Source organism: Pseudomonas sp. JL23 (assembly GCF_056933585.1).
Genome location: NZ_CM167795.1, coordinates 2,360,822 through 2,375,518 on the forward strand (window position 1 = coordinate 2,360,822; position 14,697 = coordinate 2,375,518).

The 14,697-nt window shown below is 58.8% G+C and carries 14 protein-coding genes; 13 read left to right on the top strand and 1 reads right to left on the bottom strand.

Annotated elements, in window-relative coordinates; genetic code table 11:
- Position 1: 1 nt before the first annotated feature.
- The 8 genes from AC1Z24_RS11115 to AC1Z24_RS11150 all read left to right on the top strand — a co-directional run bounded on the left by AC1Z24_RS11115 (position 2) and on the right by AC1Z24_RS11150 (position 6,595).
- A complete protein-coding gene (locus tag AC1Z24_RS11115; protein ID WP_483745677.1) occupies positions 2–931 on the top strand; it encodes an electron transfer flavoprotein subunit alpha/FixB family protein in 930 nt (309 codons plus the stop codon).
- Positions 932–1,105: 174 nt separating this feature from the next.
- Positions 1,106–1,933, top strand: coding sequence for a substrate-binding periplasmic protein (locus AC1Z24_RS11120; RefSeq protein WP_483745678.1), 828 nt, complete (start codon positions 1,106–1,108; stop codon positions 1,931–1,933).
- Between the two features lie 10 nt (positions 1,934–1,943).
- On the top strand, positions 1,944–2,297 hold the full coding sequence (locus AC1Z24_RS11125; RefSeq protein ID WP_483745679.1) for a DUF4398 domain-containing protein: 354 nt from the start codon (positions 1,944–1,946) through the stop codon (positions 2,295–2,297).
- On the top strand, positions 2,294–3,109 hold the full coding sequence (locus tag AC1Z24_RS11130; protein WP_483745680.1) for an OmpA family protein: 816 nt from the start codon (positions 2,294–2,296) through the stop codon (positions 3,107–3,109). The genes AC1Z24_RS11125 and AC1Z24_RS11130 overlap by 4 nt, the downstream gene beginning before the upstream one ends.
- Before the next feature lie 219 nt (positions 3,110–3,328).
- On the top strand, positions 3,329–4,768 hold the full coding sequence (locus AC1Z24_RS11135) for an aminotransferase-like domain-containing protein (RefSeq protein ID WP_483745681.1): 1,440 nt from the start codon (positions 3,329–3,331) through the stop codon (positions 4,766–4,768).
- Between the two features lie 94 nt (positions 4,769–4,862).
- Positions 4,863–5,585: a translation initiation factor 2 gene (locus tag AC1Z24_RS11140; protein ID WP_483745682.1), complete on the top strand. Its 723-nt coding sequence runs from the start codon at positions 4,863–4,865 to the stop codon at positions 5,583–5,585.
- Positions 5,586–5,675: 90 nt separating this feature from the next.
- Positions 5,676–5,933 (top strand): YkgJ family cysteine cluster protein, encoded by a 258-nt coding sequence (locus AC1Z24_RS11145; RefSeq protein WP_483745683.1) that lies wholly within the window; start codon positions 5,676–5,678, stop codon positions 5,931–5,933.
- A gap of 56 nt (positions 5,934–5,989) precedes the next feature.
- Positions 5,990–6,595 (top strand): START domain-containing protein, encoded by a 606-nt coding sequence (locus AC1Z24_RS11150; RefSeq protein WP_483745684.1) that lies wholly within the window; start codon positions 5,990–5,992, stop codon positions 6,593–6,595.
- 127 nt (positions 6,596–6,722) lie between these two features.
- Here the strand turns inward: AC1Z24_RS11150 and gltA are convergent, their stop codons facing one another.
- Entirely contained in the window at positions 6,723–8,012 is a 1,290-nt protein-coding gene (gene gltA, locus AC1Z24_RS11155) for a citrate synthase (protein WP_259100390.1), read from the bottom strand.
- 350 nt (positions 8,013–8,362) lie between these two features.
- On the opposite strand from gltA, the gene sdhC reads away from it, so the two are divergent.
- The 5 genes from sdhC to AC1Z24_RS11180 all read left to right on the top strand — a co-directional run bounded on the left by sdhC (position 8,363) and on the right by AC1Z24_RS11180 (position 14,680).
- Positions 8,363–8,749, top strand: a complete 387-nt coding sequence (gene sdhC / locus AC1Z24_RS11160; RefSeq protein ID WP_259100389.1) for a succinate dehydrogenase, cytochrome b556 subunit — start codon at positions 8,363–8,365, stop codon at positions 8,747–8,749.
- A complete protein-coding gene (gene sdhD, locus AC1Z24_RS11165) occupies positions 8,743–9,111 on the top strand; it encodes a succinate dehydrogenase, hydrophobic membrane anchor protein (protein ID WP_259100388.1) in 369 nt (122 codons plus the stop codon). The genes sdhC and sdhD overlap by 7 nt, the downstream gene beginning before the upstream one ends.
- A gap of 3 nt (positions 9,112–9,114) precedes the next feature.
- Complete coding sequence (gene sdhA / locus AC1Z24_RS11170) at positions 9,115–10,887, top strand: succinate dehydrogenase flavoprotein subunit (protein ID WP_483745685.1); 1,773 nt, start codon at positions 9,115–9,117, stop codon at positions 10,885–10,887.
- 11 nt (positions 10,888–10,898) lie between these two features.
- Positions 10,899–11,603 carry a succinate dehydrogenase iron-sulfur subunit gene (locus AC1Z24_RS11175; protein ID WP_259100386.1) on the top strand — a complete coding sequence of 235 codons (705 nt, stop codon included), beginning with the start codon at positions 10,899–10,901 and terminating at the stop codon, positions 11,601–11,603.
- 245 nt (positions 11,604–11,848) lie between these two features.
- Positions 11,849–14,680 (top strand): 2-oxoglutarate dehydrogenase E1 component, encoded by a 2,832-nt coding sequence (locus AC1Z24_RS11180; RefSeq protein WP_483745686.1) that lies wholly within the window; start codon positions 11,849–11,851, stop codon positions 14,678–14,680.
- The last annotated feature ends 17 nt before the right edge of the window (positions 14,681–14,697 follow it).

A 14,697-nucleotide genomic window follows, 5' to 3' on the forward strand; every position in this document is an offset into this window, starting at 1 on the left:
CATGACTATCTTGGTAATCGCTGAACACGACGGTAAGACCCTGGCTCCGGCCACTCTGAACACCGTGGCTGCTGCCGTTAAGATCGGTGGCGACATCAATGTACTGGTCGCAGGCGCCGGTGTGGCTGCCGTGGCCGATGCGGCGGCAAAAATCGCTGGTGTGGCCAAAGTGCTGCTGGCTGACAACGCTGCCTACGCCCATCAGTTGCCGGAAAACGTTGCTCCGCTCGTTGCTGAGCTGGGTGCTGGCTACAGCCACATCCTGGCGGCTGCGACTTCCAACGGCAAAAACATTCTGCCGCGGGTTGCCGCGCAACTGGACGTTGACCAGATATCCGAGATCATTTCGGTTGAAAGCGCCGACACCTTCAAGCGCCCGATCTATGCCGGTAACGCCATTGCTACCGTTCAGTCCTCGGCTGCGGTCAAGGTTATCACCGTGCGTGCCACCGGTTTCGACCCGGTTGCCGCCGAAGGTGGTTCGGCTGCGGTTGAAGCAGTCGCCGCCGCTCACGATGCAGGCAAATCGTCCTTCGTCGGTGAAGAGCTGGCCAAGTCCGATCGTCCTGAACTGACCGCTGCCAAGATCGTCGTTTCCGGCGGCCGCGGCATGCAGAACGGCGACAATTTCAAGCATCTGTACGCCCTGGCGGACAAACTCGGTGCAGCGGTCGGCGCTTCCCGCGCTGCGGTCGACGCCGGTTTCGTACCGAACGACATGCAGGTCGGCCAGACCGGCAAGATCGTCGCGCCTCAGCTATACATCGCCGTCGGTATCTCCGGCGCGATCCAGCATTTGGCCGGTATGAAAGACTCCAAGGTGATCGTTGCGATCAATAAGGACGAAGAAGCACCGATCTTCCAGGTGGCTGACTATGGCCTGGTTGCTGACCTGTTCGAAGCTGTGCCTGAGTTGGAAAAGCTGGTTTAACGTACGACCGGCTTTAGCCGGGAGGGCGTTCTCGCGGTTAAAGCCGCTCCTGCAGAACGCCCTCCAGCTTATAAATCACCCGTTCTTTCGGGGAGCGTGGAATCCGTGGCTTGCCATGGGGTCCCATGTTCTTCAGGAGCGGGTTTTTTATTGCATTAAATAAAGGAAGGATTCATGGGCCAGGTAAAGCCGCTGTCAGCATTGATGCTCGGGCTTTCGTTGTTACCGTCGTTGGCGTTTGCTGTCGGCAAGTGCGAACGGCTGATCGTGACCGGCAGTCCGGATGCGCCACCTTATCTATGGCGCGATCCGGCAGACCCCAAGCAACTGATCGGTGCCAACGCCGATATCCTCAAGCAGGTGGCGGGGGAGTTGGGTATCAAGGTCGAGCTTCTCTATGGCGGCAAGCGCGGTCAGGCCCTGGATGAAGTACGCAGCGGGCGCATGGACCTGCTGGCCGATGCGCCGCTGAATGTCGAAGAGCTGGAAGCCCTGGACTACATCCATCCGCCCATCGTGCGCAATGAAATCATGGTCTGGACTCGCAAGAGCCAGGCAGTGCCCTTCAATCTGCTGATCGACCTGAAAGGCCATCCCGGCGCCATCTCGGAGAAAACCCGGCTGACCCGCTCTTTTGAAACTTCCACCCAGGAGCATTTGACCCTGGAGCGTGTGCCCAATCTTGCCCAGGCTTTTCAGAAACTGATGCTGGGTCAGGTCGAATATGTGCTCGCCGGACACTACGCAGGTATGGCGTTGAGTCAGACCCTTGGCTTCGCAAACGACTTGATGCCGCAGCCATTGCCTCTGGACAAGCCCGGTTTTTATCTGGCGCTGTCGTTCAATTCCGCCTGCAACGACCCGTGGTTGCGCGGACAGTTGGCAAAAAAGATGACAGAATCCTCCGCCTCCGGGCTGTCGGACGCAGCGGTCAAGCGCAACCTTGATCTCTGGAAGGCTCAGTTGCAGCAAGCTGGCAGCAGCAGTGTTCTAAATAAGTAGGAACGTTTTTGTGAGTATCCGCCCTCTATTCGCCGCCCTGGCAGTGGCCGGCCTGGCCGGTTGCGCCAGTGATCCGGCGCCCACCGAACAACTGAAATTGACCGAGCAGGCCATCGAGCAGGCCAAGGCTGTCGGCGCCACCGATGACCAGGACGAGCTGCAGATGGCTCAGGCAAAATATGCCCAGGCGCGTTCCGCCATGCTTGGCAAATCCTACAAGGATGCGCGCATGCAAGCCGAAGAGGCTGAGCTGGATGCGCGCCTGGCTGAGGCCAAGGTGCTGGTGGCCAAGAGTGAAGAACAATTGCATCAGCTCGATACCCGGCTCAATCGCCTGCATAAACAGTTGGGGAGTGCGCAATGAATCGCGTTCCTCGCTTAATCAGTGTTTGTTTATTGCTGGGTTCGGCCGGACTGTACGGTTGCGCCGGGCATCAGGACAGCGATCAGGCTTTGCGGCAGGCCGGTGCCGATTTCCAGAAAGTGAAGGAAGATCCTGATGTGCTGCGCAGCGCGCCACGGGATGTGATTCGTGCCGGTGAGCTGCTGAGCCGCGCTGATCGTCTTTCTGGTTACCTGGGCAGCAGTACTGATGTCAGTCACTACGCTTACCTGAGCAGTCGTTACAGTGCCATTGCCCGGGAGCACAGTCATCTGATGCTCAATCAGGAAAACCTGGCCAGGCAGGAACTCGAACGCCAGCGTCTGCAGCTGGCATTGCGTGAAGCCAAGCTGGCCAGTGCCCAGCGCCAGGGACAGTGGCTGGAAGACCAGATTGTCGCACTGGCCACGACCCAGACCGATCGCGGCCTGGTCCTGACTCTCGGCGATACGCTGTTTGATACCGGTCAGGCCGAGCTGAAAACATCGGCCAATCGCACGGTGCTGAAACTGGTGCAGTTCCTTCAGCTCAACCCGGCGCGCATCGTGCGTATCGAGGGCTATACCGACAGTACCGGTGACAAGGACGAGAACCTGCAACTGTCCAAGGACCGGGCCCAGGTCGTCGCCGATGTGCTGACTGATCTGGGAATCGCTGAAAAGCGTATTCAGGTGCAGGGTTACGGCGATCAATTTGCCGTGGCGGCGAACACTTCCGAGCGTGGTCGGGCGATGAATCGTCGGGTCGAGATCGTTTTTTCTGACGAAAAAGGCCACTTGGGCGCCGCTCGCTAAAAAAAAATCAAAAAAATCCCGATCTCGGATGCGAGCCCGGGATTTTTTATGCGTAAACACCCTGCATATTGGCATATTTGCCATAAATTATTTTTTGGCAATGCGCAATAGTGCTGGCCCTGCGTCAAACTGTCCCAGTACACTTCGAAACTATTGCGGTAAATTACCGACTGTTTTCATTTTGGAAACCTGCTGTCGGCAAGGATCGAGGCCTGGGTCATGACTAATCTTTTGCTTTATCAACGCATTTCTCAGCAGTTGGCCGAGGACATTCGTCGGGGCGTTTATCAGCCCGGCGAGCGCGTGCCTTCGGTGCGCAAGATGAGTTCGCAGCTAAACGTCAGTCATGCCACGGTGCTGCAGGCTTATGCCAACCTGGAAGATCAGGGATTGATCCGGGCGCGGCCGCAGTCGGGCTACTATGTGCACCAGACGCCCGCCTTGACGGCACCGACCCCCGATATTGCGCGGGTCGAGCGGCCTGGCCTGGTCACCCGCAGCAGCATCATTCAGCAGGTGCTGGTGGAGTCCCGCCGCGAGGGCGTGTTTCCCCTGGGCGCCGCCGTACCTCATGTCGATTACCTGCCGGTGCGGGCCTTGCACCAGCAGATCGCCAAGGTCACCCGGTTCCAGAGCCCGCGGGCCTTCAGCTACATGTTCAGCCCCGGTTTTGAGCCATTGCGCCGTCAGGTCGCGATCCGCATGCGCGATGCCGGGGTGGTGGTCGATCCGTCCGAAGTGGTCATCACCCACGGTTGCGTCGATGCGCTGCAGATGGCACTGCGGGTTCTGACTCGTCCGGGCGATCTGATCGCAGCGGAGTCGCCGACCTATTACGGCTTGCTGCAACTGGCCGATCTGCTGGGCCTGAAGGTTATCGAGATCCCCAGTGATCCGGTCACCGGTATCAGTCTGGAGGCCTTGCAGCTGGCGGCCAACCAGTGGTCGATCAAGACGTTGGTGCTCACCTCGCGCTTGAGCAACCCCCTGGGTAGCACCATGCCCGAAGAGCGGCAGAAACACTTGCTGCGCCTGGCTTCTGACTTCGATATCCAGATCGTCGAGGATGATGTTTACGGCGAGCTGATGTTCGAGCAGGGGCGTACCAAGTCGCTGAAATCCTTTGATCGCCTTGGCCGGGTTATCTACTGCTCCAGCTTTACCAAGACGCTTTCACCGGGCGTGCGTATTGGCTGGATGATTGCGGGCAAGTATCAGGCGGATATCCAGCGCCTGCAGACGTTTACGACTCATTCGGCCTGCAGCGTGACCCAGATGGGGGTGGCGGCCTACCTGGAAAATGGCGGTTACGACCGGCACCTGCGCTTTATCCGACAGGAATATCGGAAAAATCTCAGTGCTTTCCAGTTGGGTGTGCAGCAGCATTTCCCCGAAGGAACGCAGATGAGCAGGCCGTTGGGCGGTTTCATCCTGTGGGTCAGCCTGCCGGGGCGGGTCAATACCCAGGAACTGCACGTGCGGGCGCTGGAGCAGGGCATTAGCATTGCGCCGGGGCTGATCTTCAGTAATACCGAACAGTTCAACCACTGCATCCGCCTCAACTGCGGTATGCCGTGGAATCGCGAGGCAGATCGCGCGCTGATGACGTTGGGCATGTTGGCCAAGCAGCTTTGCCATGAGGCGGCGCACGCTTATTGATCTTATTCGTAGGGGCGCGGTCACTATATTTACGGGTTATTTCTTTCCGTCTTGTCAGTTGGTCTGCAACAGGCCAGCATATGGACCTCTGCCGTTGTCAGTTCTGCCTATGAATGTTTCCCGTTTTGCCGGATTGTTGATCATTGCCCTGCTGAGCGCCTGTGATGCTCAGCAGCCGCCTGTGCCCAAGCCCAAGACCGAAACCCCTGTCAGCGCGCCCCAGGCCGCTGCCAAGGCGCCTGCAGCTCCTGTGCAGGCGCTGCCGCCCGTTGCTGTGGCGCCCGTGGTCGAGGCTGAGGTGGAGCAGACACCGGTGGCCAAGGTGTCGCCTACCGTAGCGGACCAGGCGCCTGTGCATGAGCTCAAGCCCAATGTGCCGGTAGTTCCGGTGGTGGCGGCCAAGTCTGCGCCAGTCAAGACTTCGCCGATCAAGGAAGCCCAGGTCAAGGCTGATGCGCTGAAGTTGCCAGCCCCCAAGGCCACATCGCAAACTTCTACGGCGACGCTCAAGCGTGAGCCGGTGGTCAACAAGAGCAAGCCCGCCAGGGAAGTGGTCAAGGACACGCGCCTGAGCCAGCCCAAGCTGGATCTGAGCCTGCCACCGGAACTGGTGCAGCAGATGACCCCGCCCAAAGGGGTTATTACGGCGCCGCACAAGCCAATCCTGCCGCCGATGTTCAGCACCAAGGACGCCAGTGACAAAGAGGCGTTCCAGCTCAATGGCCGCTTGTTGAGCAATGAGATGCAGCTACAGATGCGTAACAACGATCGGCATGACATCGAAGGTGCAGCGCTGGATTTCAAGTTCAAGCAGTAAACCCTGTGCAGTTCATCGTCCTGTTTTCAAACGGTCGTTTTAGCGGGTAATATCCTGCGTCTCGTCTTTTTCAATGAAGGTTTGTGTCTCATGGACTGCCGTTCGGGATGTGGTGCCTGCTGCATCGCGCCCTCCATCACTTCGCCCATTCCCGGCATGCCAAATGGCAAGCCCGCCGGAGAACGTTGCCTGCATCTGTCGGTCGAACTGCTGTGCAATCTGTTCGGCAAGCCCGAGCGCCCGGCGGTCTGCGGGCGCTTTGTTGCGGCCGAGGATGTCTGTGGCAGCAGTCAGGCGGACGCCATTCGTTTGATCGGCTGGTGGGAGAAGGCCACGGCAGTTGCCTGAAAAACATATTTCGGCGGAATTGATTGGCTGGAACTTCGACAATAAGGAATAAAACAATGAGTTCGCTGCATCGAATAGCGCTGGCTTGCGGTCTGACTGTATTGGTGGCCGGGGTGGCCCAGGCCGAAGACTGGCAGGTGGCCAAGGACGAAGACGGGATCAAGGTTTCCCTGAGTGATGTGGCCGGTTCCAAGTACAAGGCCTATCGCGGCGAAACGGTGATCAACGCCAGCATGGCCAAGGTCCGCAGCTTCCAGGAGGATGTGGCGGGCGCCTGCAAGTGGATTCACGAGTGCAAGAGCCAGAAGGCGCTCAAGCAGGATGGCGATAAGGTCTGGACCTACACCCAGTTCAATACGCCATGGCCGGTCACGCCGCGGGATTCGGTGCTGTTGGTGACCAGTGTCAACGGTGCTGATGGCAGCCTGACGCGCAAGCTGGAAGGGCAGCCCAAGTACCTCCCGGAAGAGAAGGGTTTTGTCCGTGTGGCTGCCGTCGATGGCTTCTGGAAGTTCGTGCCCAAGGGGCCGAACCAGACTGCTGTGACCTATCAGGTGCACACCGAACCGGGCGGTAGCGTGCCGTCGTGGCTGGCCAACAAGTTCGTTGTCGATGCACCGTTCAATACCTTGAAGGCGTTGAAGGAAGTGGCTGAGAAGTAGGACCGGCTTTAGCCGGGATGGCGCTCTCGCGGCTGAAGGCGCTCCTACAGGAATTGCATTTCAATTCAGATGGTTACATCAAAAAAGGGCTGCCAATCGGCAGCCCTTTTTTGTGCGTTCGAGTCGCTTATTTGCGCTTGTCGAGTGGCACGATGTCGCGAGGCTCGTAGCCGGTGTACAGCTGGCGTGGACGGCCAATCTTGTACGGGCTGGAGAGCATTTCCTTCCAGTGCGAGATCCAGCCGACGGTCCGCGCCAGGGCGAAGATCACGGTGAACATGCTGGTTGGAATGCCGATCGCCTTGAGGATGATTCCCGAGTAGAAGTCGACGTTCGGGTACAGCGAGCGCTCGATGAAGTAAGGATCGGTCAGGGCGATCTCTTCCAGGCGCATGGCCAGTTCCAGCTGCGGATCGTTGTTGATGCCCAGCTCGCGCAGGACTTCGTCGCAGGTCTGCTTCATCACGGTGGCGCGCGGGTCGCGGTTTTTGTAAACGCGGTGACCGAAGCCCATGAGCTTGAACGGATCGTTCTTGTCCTTGGCCTTGGCGATGAACTTGTCGATGTTGGAGACATCGCCGATTTCATCGAGCATGGTCAATACGGCTTCGTTGGCGCCGCCGTGTGCCGGGCCCCACAGGGCTGCGATGCCGGCGGCGATACAGGCGAACGGGTTGGCGCCCGAGGAGCCCGCCATGCGCACGGTGGACGTCGAGGCGTTCTGTTCGTGGTCGGCGTGGAGGATGAAGATCTTGTCCATCGCGCTGGCCAGTACCGGGCTGATCGGTTTGATCTCGCACGGGGTGTTGAACATCATGTGCAGGAAGTTCTCGGCGTAGCTCAGGTCGTTGCGTGGGTACATCATGGGCTGGCCCATGGAATACTTGTAGACCATCGCGGCCAGGGTCGGCATCTTGGCGACCAGGCGGATCGCGGAGATTTCGCGGTGCTGCGGGTTATTGATGTCCAGCGAGTCGTGGTAGAACGCCGACAGGGCGCCTACAACACCGCACATGACGGCCATCGGGTGGGCGTCGCGACGGAAGCCGTTGAAGAAGGTCTTCAACTGCTCGTGCACCATGGTGTGGTTTTTCACGGTGACGACGAATTGTGCCTTCTGCTCGGCGTTTGGCAGTTCGCCATTGAGCAGCAGGTAGCAGGTTTCCAGGTAGTCGGACTGGTCAGCCAGCTGTTCGATCGGGTAGCCGCGATGCAGCAGGATGCCTTTGTCACCATCGATATAGGTGATCTTCGACTCGCAAGAGGCGGTCGACATGAAACCAGGGTCGAATGTGAAGCGGCCGGTGGCGGTAAGACCGCGTACGTCAATAACGTCGGGACCTACGGTGCCGGTCAGAATGGGCAGCTCGACGGGGGCAGCGCCCTCGATGATCAACTGCGCTTTTTTGTCAGCCATATGGCCTCCTATTTATGCTTCAAATCATCAGACAGACCCCCCACGCAGGGCCCGCATCACTATAGTGAGATAAATCCTAAAGTCAATTTGCTTAAAGTCTTGCTACAGAAGGCTTTGAAGCCCTGTTTTTGTCGAATTTCCCTGCCATTTACGCCTTTTGTCCCGCTAATGCAATCCGCTATTAGGGGGAGGCCTGCGCGTTGTCATTAGTTGGCTAACTGTCTATACTCGCCGTCCGACCGCCAGTGGCTTTTGGGCCTGTTTTACTGGGGGGCGTCACTCCCTGGGTGGTGGGTACCTGACCAGTGCACTTCCCAACAACTTGCCCTGATTGTTAGGGGCTCTTCAGTGTGAAAAAAGCCGTGAAAAGCCAACGACCTGTAAACCTAGACCTAAGGACCATCAAACTCCCCATCACCGGCGTAACGTCATTTCTTCATCGCGTCTCCGGCATCATTCTCTTCCTGGGCCTTGCCATCATGCTTTACGCATTGAGCAAGTCGCTGGGTTCCGAGGAAGGTTTCGGCGAGGTGAAGGCATGCTTGACCAGCCCTCTGGCCAAGTTCGTTGTGTGGGGTCTCCTGTCCTCCTTGCTGTATCACCTGGTGGCGGGCATTCGTCACTTGATCATGGATGCGGGTGTCGGTGAGACGCTGGAAGGCGGACGACTGGGCTCGAAAATCATCATCGCCGTTTCCCTGGTGCTGATCGTTCTGGCAGGAGTTTGGATATGGTAACCAGCGTTACGAACCTCTCGCGTTCGGGCCTCTACGACTGGATGGCGCAACGCGTCTCCGCTGTCGTGCTCGCGGCTTATTTCATTTTCCTGATCGGATACGTGGTCGCGCACCCTGGCATCGACTATGCCCAGTGGCACGGCCTGTACTCCCATACTGCAATGCGCATCTTCAGCCTGCTGGCTCTGGTCGCTCTGGGCGCTCACGCCTGGGTCGGCATGTGGACCATCGCGACTGACTACCTGACGCCGATGGCGCTGGGCAAGTCTGCGACTGCTGTGCGTTTCCTGTTCCAGGCTGTTTGCGGCGTTGCGATGTTCGCTTACTTCGTCTGGGGTGTGCAGATTCTTTGGGGTATCTGATTCATGTCTAGCATAAATACACTTTCATTCGACGCCATCATCATTGGCGGCGGCGGCGCTGGCATGCGTGCAGCACTGCAACTGGCTGAAGGCGGCCACAAGACTGCCGTAGTCACCAAGGTGTTCCCGACCCGTTCCCACACCGTATCGGCCCAGGGTGGCATCACCTGCGCCATCGCTTCGGCAGATCCGAACGATGACTGGCGCTGGCACATGTACGATACCGTCAAGGGTTCCGACTACATCGGCGACCAGGACGCTATCGAATACATGTGTCAGGAAGGCCCGGCTGCGGTCTTCGAACTGGATCACATGGGTCTGCCGTTCTCGCGTACCGAAACCGGTCGTATCTATCAGCGTCCGTTCGGTGGTCAGTCCAAGGACTTCGGTAAGGGCGGTCAGGCTGCACGTACCTGCGCGGCATCCGACCGTACCGGTCACGCACTGCTGCACACCCTGTACCAGGGCAACCTGAAGGCAGGCACCACCTTCCTCAACGAGTACTACGCAGTTGATCTGGTGAAGAACCAGGACGGCGCATTCGTTGGTGTGATCGCGATCTGCATCGAAACCGGCGAAACCATGTACATCAAGGCCAAGGCCACTGTACTGGCAACCGGCGGCGCGGGCCGTATCTACTCGTCCACCACCAACGCCCTGATCAATACCGGTGACGGTATCGGCATGGCGCTGCGTGCCGGTGTGCCTGTGCAGGACATCGAAATGTGGCAGTTCCACCCGACCGGCATCGCCGGCGCCGGTGTACTGGTTACCGAAGGTTGCCGCGGTGAAGGCGGTTACCTGATCAACAAGCACGGCGAGCGTTTCATGGAGCGTTATGCTCCGAACGCGAAAGACCTTGCCGGTCGTGACGTGGTTGCCCGTTCGATGGTGAAAGAAATCATCGCCGGCAACGGTTGCGGTCCTAATGGCGACTACGTGATGTTGAAACTCGACCACCTGGGCGAGGAAGTGCTGCACAGCCGTCTGCCAGGCATCTGCGAACTGTCCAAGACCTTCGCTCACGTTGACCCGGTTGTCGCGCCAGTACCGGTAGTTCCAACCTGCCACTACATGATGGGCGGCGTTGCCACCAACATCCATGGCCAGGCGATGACCCAGGACGCCAACGGCGTTGACCAGATCATCCCGGGTCTGTTCGCGGTAGGCGAAGTGGCTTGCGTATCGGTTCACGGTGCCAATCGTCTGGGCGGCAACTCGCTGCTCGACCTGGTGGTATTCGGCCGCGCTGCCGGCTTGCACCTGGAAAAAGCCCTGACCGAAGGCGTTGAATACGCTGACGCGAGCAACACCGACATCGAAGCTGCCCTGAGCCGCCTGAACAGCCTCAACGAGCGCACTGAGGGCGAAGACGTCGCCAGCCTGCGCCGCGAGCTGCAAAGCTGCATGCAGAACTACTTCGGCGTGTTCCGCACCGGCGAGTACATGCAGAAAGGTATCGCGCAACTGGCTGATCTGCGTGGCCGTATCGCCAACGTCAAGATCAACGACAAGTCCCAGGGCTTCAACACCGCGCGTATCGAAGCGCTGGAGTTGCAGAACCTGCTGGAAGTCGCCGAAGCCACTGCCGTTGCTGCAGAGGTGCGCAAAGAGTCCCGCGGTGCTCACGCTCGCGAAGACTTCGAAGACCGTGACGACGAAAACTGGCTGTGCCACACCCTGTACTTCCCAGGCGAGAAGCGGGTTACCAAACGTGCAGTCAACTTTGCGCCGAAGACTGTACCGGCGTTTGAACCGAAAATTCGGACCTACTAAGGGTGGCTGCTATGTTGAAAGTCGAAGTTTATCGTTACAACCCCGACAGCGACTCGGCGCCTAAAACCCAGGTGTTCGACGTTGATACCGGTGGCAAGGACCTGATGGTTCTGGACGTACTGGCCCTGATCAAGGAACAGGACGAAGGTTTCTCCTATCGTCGCTCGTGCCGTGAAGGCGTGTGCGGTTCCGACGGCATGAACATCAACGGCAAGAACGGCCTGGCGTGCATCACGCCGCTGTCCGCCGTGGTCAAGAACAACAAGCTGGTGGTGCGTCCGCTGCCTGGTTTGCCAGTTATTCGTGACCTGGTCGTCGATATGAGCATCTTCTACAAGCAATACGAGAAGGTGAAGCCATATTTGCTGAACGACACTCCGGCTCCGGCCATCGAACGTCTGCAAACTCCGGAAGAGCGCGAAAAGCTCGATGGTCTGTACGAGTGCATCCTGTGCGCCTGCTGCTCGACTTCGTGCCCGTCCTTCTGGTGGAACCCGGACAAGTTCCTCGGTCCAGCTGCACTGCTGCAAGCCTACCGTTTCCTGGCTGACAGCCGTGACAACAAGACCGCCGAGCGTCTGGCTTCCCTGGACGATCCGTTCAGCGTATTCCGTTGCCGCGGGATCATGAACTGCGTGAACGTTTGCCCCAAGGGTCTGAACCCTACCAAGGCAATCGGCCATATCCGCAACATGCTCCTGCAAAGTGGCGTCTGATTCAGATTCAACTGTTGCACCGTAAACCGCTGTACCTGTAACTCCTGTGGCGCAGGCTCGAGCCGGCGCCACAGTATTAACTTGAGCGGTAGCTCACAAAGCTGCGGCTCTTATTTGACGTAATTGAGACCAGCAGGGGCATCCGGGCTGGTACCCGGACTATCTGCGTGATTCCTTTCAGCTTGATTTTTCGAGGCTGTGGGGCGTTTTCGCCGGTGGTGTCCCCTAACCGAGGGTGACCAAGCATGCAAGAAAGCGTGATGCAGCGCATGTGGAACAGTGCCCACCTTTCCGGTGGTAACGCTGCCTATGTGGAAGAGCTCTACGAGCTCTACCTGCACGACCCTAACGCTGTGCCAGAAGAGTGGCGCACCTACTTTCAGAAGCTGCCAGCTGACGGCAGTTCTGCCACCGATGTATCGCACTCGACGATTCGCGATCATTTCGTGTTGCTGGCGAAAAACCAGCGCCGCGCTCAACCGGTATCGGCCGCAAGCGTGAGCAGCGAACACGAGAAGAAGCAGGTCGAAGTCCTGCGTTTGATCCAGGCTTACCGTATGCGTGGCCATCAAGGCGCCAAGCTCGACCCGTTGGGTCTGTGGCAGCGTCCTGTGCCCGCCGACCTGTCGATCAACCACTACGGTTTGACCAACGCCGACCTGGACACGACTTTCCGCGCAGGTGACTTGTTCATCGGCAAAGAAGAGACCAGCCTACGCGAAATTCTCGAGGCGTTGCAGCAGACATATTGCCGCACCATCGGCGCCGAGTTCACCCACATCGTCGATTCCGAGCAGCGCAACTGGTTCATGCAGCGCCTCGAAAGCGTGCGTGGGCGTCCTGCGTTCTCCGCCGACATCCAGGCTCACCTGCTGGAGCGTGTCACCGCTGCCGAAGGCCTGGAAAAATACCTGGGCACCAAGTACCCGGGCACCAAGCGTTTCGGTCTGGAAGGCGGCGAAAGCCTGATCCCGATGCTCGACGAACTGATCCAGCGTTCCGGTTCCTACGGCACCAAGGAAGTCGTCATCGGCATGGCCCACCGTGGCCGTCTGAACGTGCTGGTGAACACCTTCGGCAAGAACCCGCGCGAGCTGTTCGACGAGTTCGAAGGCAAGAAGAAGGTCGAGCTGGGTTCCGGTGACGTCAAATACCACCAGGGCTTCTCGTCCAACGTCATGACCGCAGGCGGCGAAGTCCACCTGGCCATGGCGTTCAACCCGTCTCACCTGGAGATCGTTTCTCCGGTGGTCGAAGGTTCGGTTCGTGCCCGCCAGGATCGTCGCAACGACTCCGTTGGCGACAAGGTTCTGCCGATCTCCCTGCACGGTGATGCTGCCTTCGCAGGCCAGGGTGTGGTTCTGGAAACCTTCCAGATGTCCCAGACCCGCGGCTTCAAGACCGGCGGTACCGTACACATCGTCATCAACAACCAGGTCGGCTTCACCATCAGCAACCCGCTGGACGCGCGCTCTACCGAGTACGCCACCGACGTTGCCAAGATGATCCAGGCGCCGATTCTCCATGTGAATGGCGATGACCCTGAAGCCGTTGTTTTCGTGACCCAACTGGCCATCGACTACCGCATGCAGTTCAAGCGTGACGTGGTAATCGACCTGGTCTGCTACCGTCGTCGCGGCCACAACGAAGCTGACGAACCAAGCGGCACCCAGCCGTTGATGTACCAGCAGATCACCAAGCAGCGCACTACCCGTGAGTTGTATGCCGAGGCACTGGTGAACTCCGGCGCTCTGACTGCCGATGCCGCTCAGGCTCAGGTCGACGAGTACCGCAACGCCCTCGACAATGGCATGCACGTTGTGAAGAGCCTGGTCAAAGAGCCCAACAAGGAACTGTTCGTCGACTGGCGTCCATACCTGGGCCATGCCTGGACCGCGCGCCACGACACCAGCTTCGACCTCAAGACCCTCCAGGAACTGTCGGCCAAGCTGATGGAACTGCCGGAAGGCTTCGTGGTTCAGCGCCAGGTGCAGAAGATCTACGAAGACCGCCAGAAGATGCAAGCCGGTGGCCTGCCGATCAACTGGGGCTATGCCGAAACCATGGCATACGCGACGCTGGCCTTCGAAGGCCATCCGATCCGTATGACTGGCCAGGACATCGGTCGTGGTACGTTCTCGCACCGTCACGCCGTTCTGCACAACCAGAAGGATGCAAGCACTTATATCCCTCTGCAGAACCTGTATGCCGGTCAGCCACGTTTCGACCTGTACGACTCCTTCCTTTCGGAAGAAGCGGTACTGGCCTTCGAATACGGCTACTCGACGACCTCGCCAAACGCCCTGGTCATCTGGGAAGCCCAGTTCGGCGACTTCGCCAACGGCGCCCAGGTCGTGATCGACCAGTTCATCACCAGTGGCGAGCACAAGTGGGGCCGTCTGTGCGGTCTGACCATGCTGCTGCCGCACGGTTATGAAGGCCAGGGTCCGGAGCACTCCTCCGCACGTCTGGAGCGTTACCTGCAGCTGTGTGCCGAGCACAACATCCAGGTATGCGTGCCGACCACGCCGGCGCAGATCTACCATCTGCTGCGTCGCCAGGTGATCCGTCCGCTGCGCAAGCCGCTGGTTGTCCTGACTCCGAAGTCGTTGCTGCGTCACAAACTGGCAATCTCGACCCTGGAAGATCTGGCCCACGGTTCGTTCCAGACCGTCATCCCGGAAATCGACACCCTCGATGCCGCCAAGGTGACTCGCCTGGTTCTGTGCAGTGGCAAGGTTTACTACGACCTGCTGGAAAAACGTCGTGCCGAAGGCCGCGAAGATATCGCCATCGTGCGTATCGAGCAGCTGTATCCGTTCCCGGAAGACGACCTGATGGAAGCCATCGCTCCGTACGGCAACCTGACCAATGTGGTCTGGTGTCAGGAAGAGCCGATGAACCAGGGCGCCTGGTACAGCAGTCAGCATCACCTGCGTCGCAGCATTGGCAACCACAACCGCAACCTCGTTCTCGAGTACGCCGGTCGTGATGCTTCTGCAGCACCCGCTTGTGGTTATGCATCGATGCACGCCGAGCAGCAGGAAAAACTGCTGCAAGATGCCTTCACTGTTTAACGCCTTCGCGCATTAGA

Excerpts from the sequence above, each read along its gene's own strand:
- AC1Z24_RS11180 (WP_483745686.1), top strand. The coding sequence starts at position 11,849 with ATGCAAGAAAGCGTGATGCAGCGCATGTGGAACAGTGCCCACCTTTCC.
- AC1Z24_RS11175 (WP_259100386.1), top strand. The coding sequence starts at position 10,899 with ATGTTGAAAGTCGAAGTTTATCGTTACAACCCCGACAGCGACTCGGCG.
- sdhA (WP_483745685.1), top strand. The coding sequence starts at position 9,115 with ATGTCTAGCATAAATACACTTTCATTCGACGCCATCATCATTGGCGGC.
- AC1Z24_RS11115 (WP_483745677.1), top strand. The coding sequence starts at position 2 with ATGACTATCTTGGTAATCGCTGAACACGACGGTAAGACCCTGGCTCCG.
- AC1Z24_RS11145 (WP_483745683.1), top strand. The coding sequence starts at position 5,676 with ATGGACTGCCGTTCGGGATGTGGTGCCTGCTGCATCGCGCCCTCCATC.
- AC1Z24_RS11130 (WP_483745680.1), top strand. The coding sequence starts at position 2,294 with ATGAATCGCGTTCCTCGCTTAATCAGTGTTTGTTTATTGCTGGGTTCG.
- AC1Z24_RS11135 (WP_483745681.1), top strand. The coding sequence starts at position 3,329 with ATGACTAATCTTTTGCTTTATCAACGCATTTCTCAGCAGTTGGCCGAG.
- sdhD (WP_259100388.1), top strand. The coding sequence starts at position 8,743 with ATGGTAACCAGCGTTACGAACCTCTCGCGTTCGGGCCTCTACGACTGG.
- AC1Z24_RS11150 (WP_483745684.1), top strand. The coding sequence starts at position 5,990 with ATGAGTTCGCTGCATCGAATAGCGCTGGCTTGCGGTCTGACTGTATTG.
- gltA (WP_259100390.1), bottom strand. The coding sequence starts at position 8,012 with ATGGCTGACAAAAAAGCGCAGTTGATCATCGAGGGCGCTGCCCCCGTC.
- AC1Z24_RS11120 (WP_483745678.1), top strand. The coding sequence starts at position 1,106 with ATGGGCCAGGTAAAGCCGCTGTCAGCATTGATGCTCGGGCTTTCGTTG.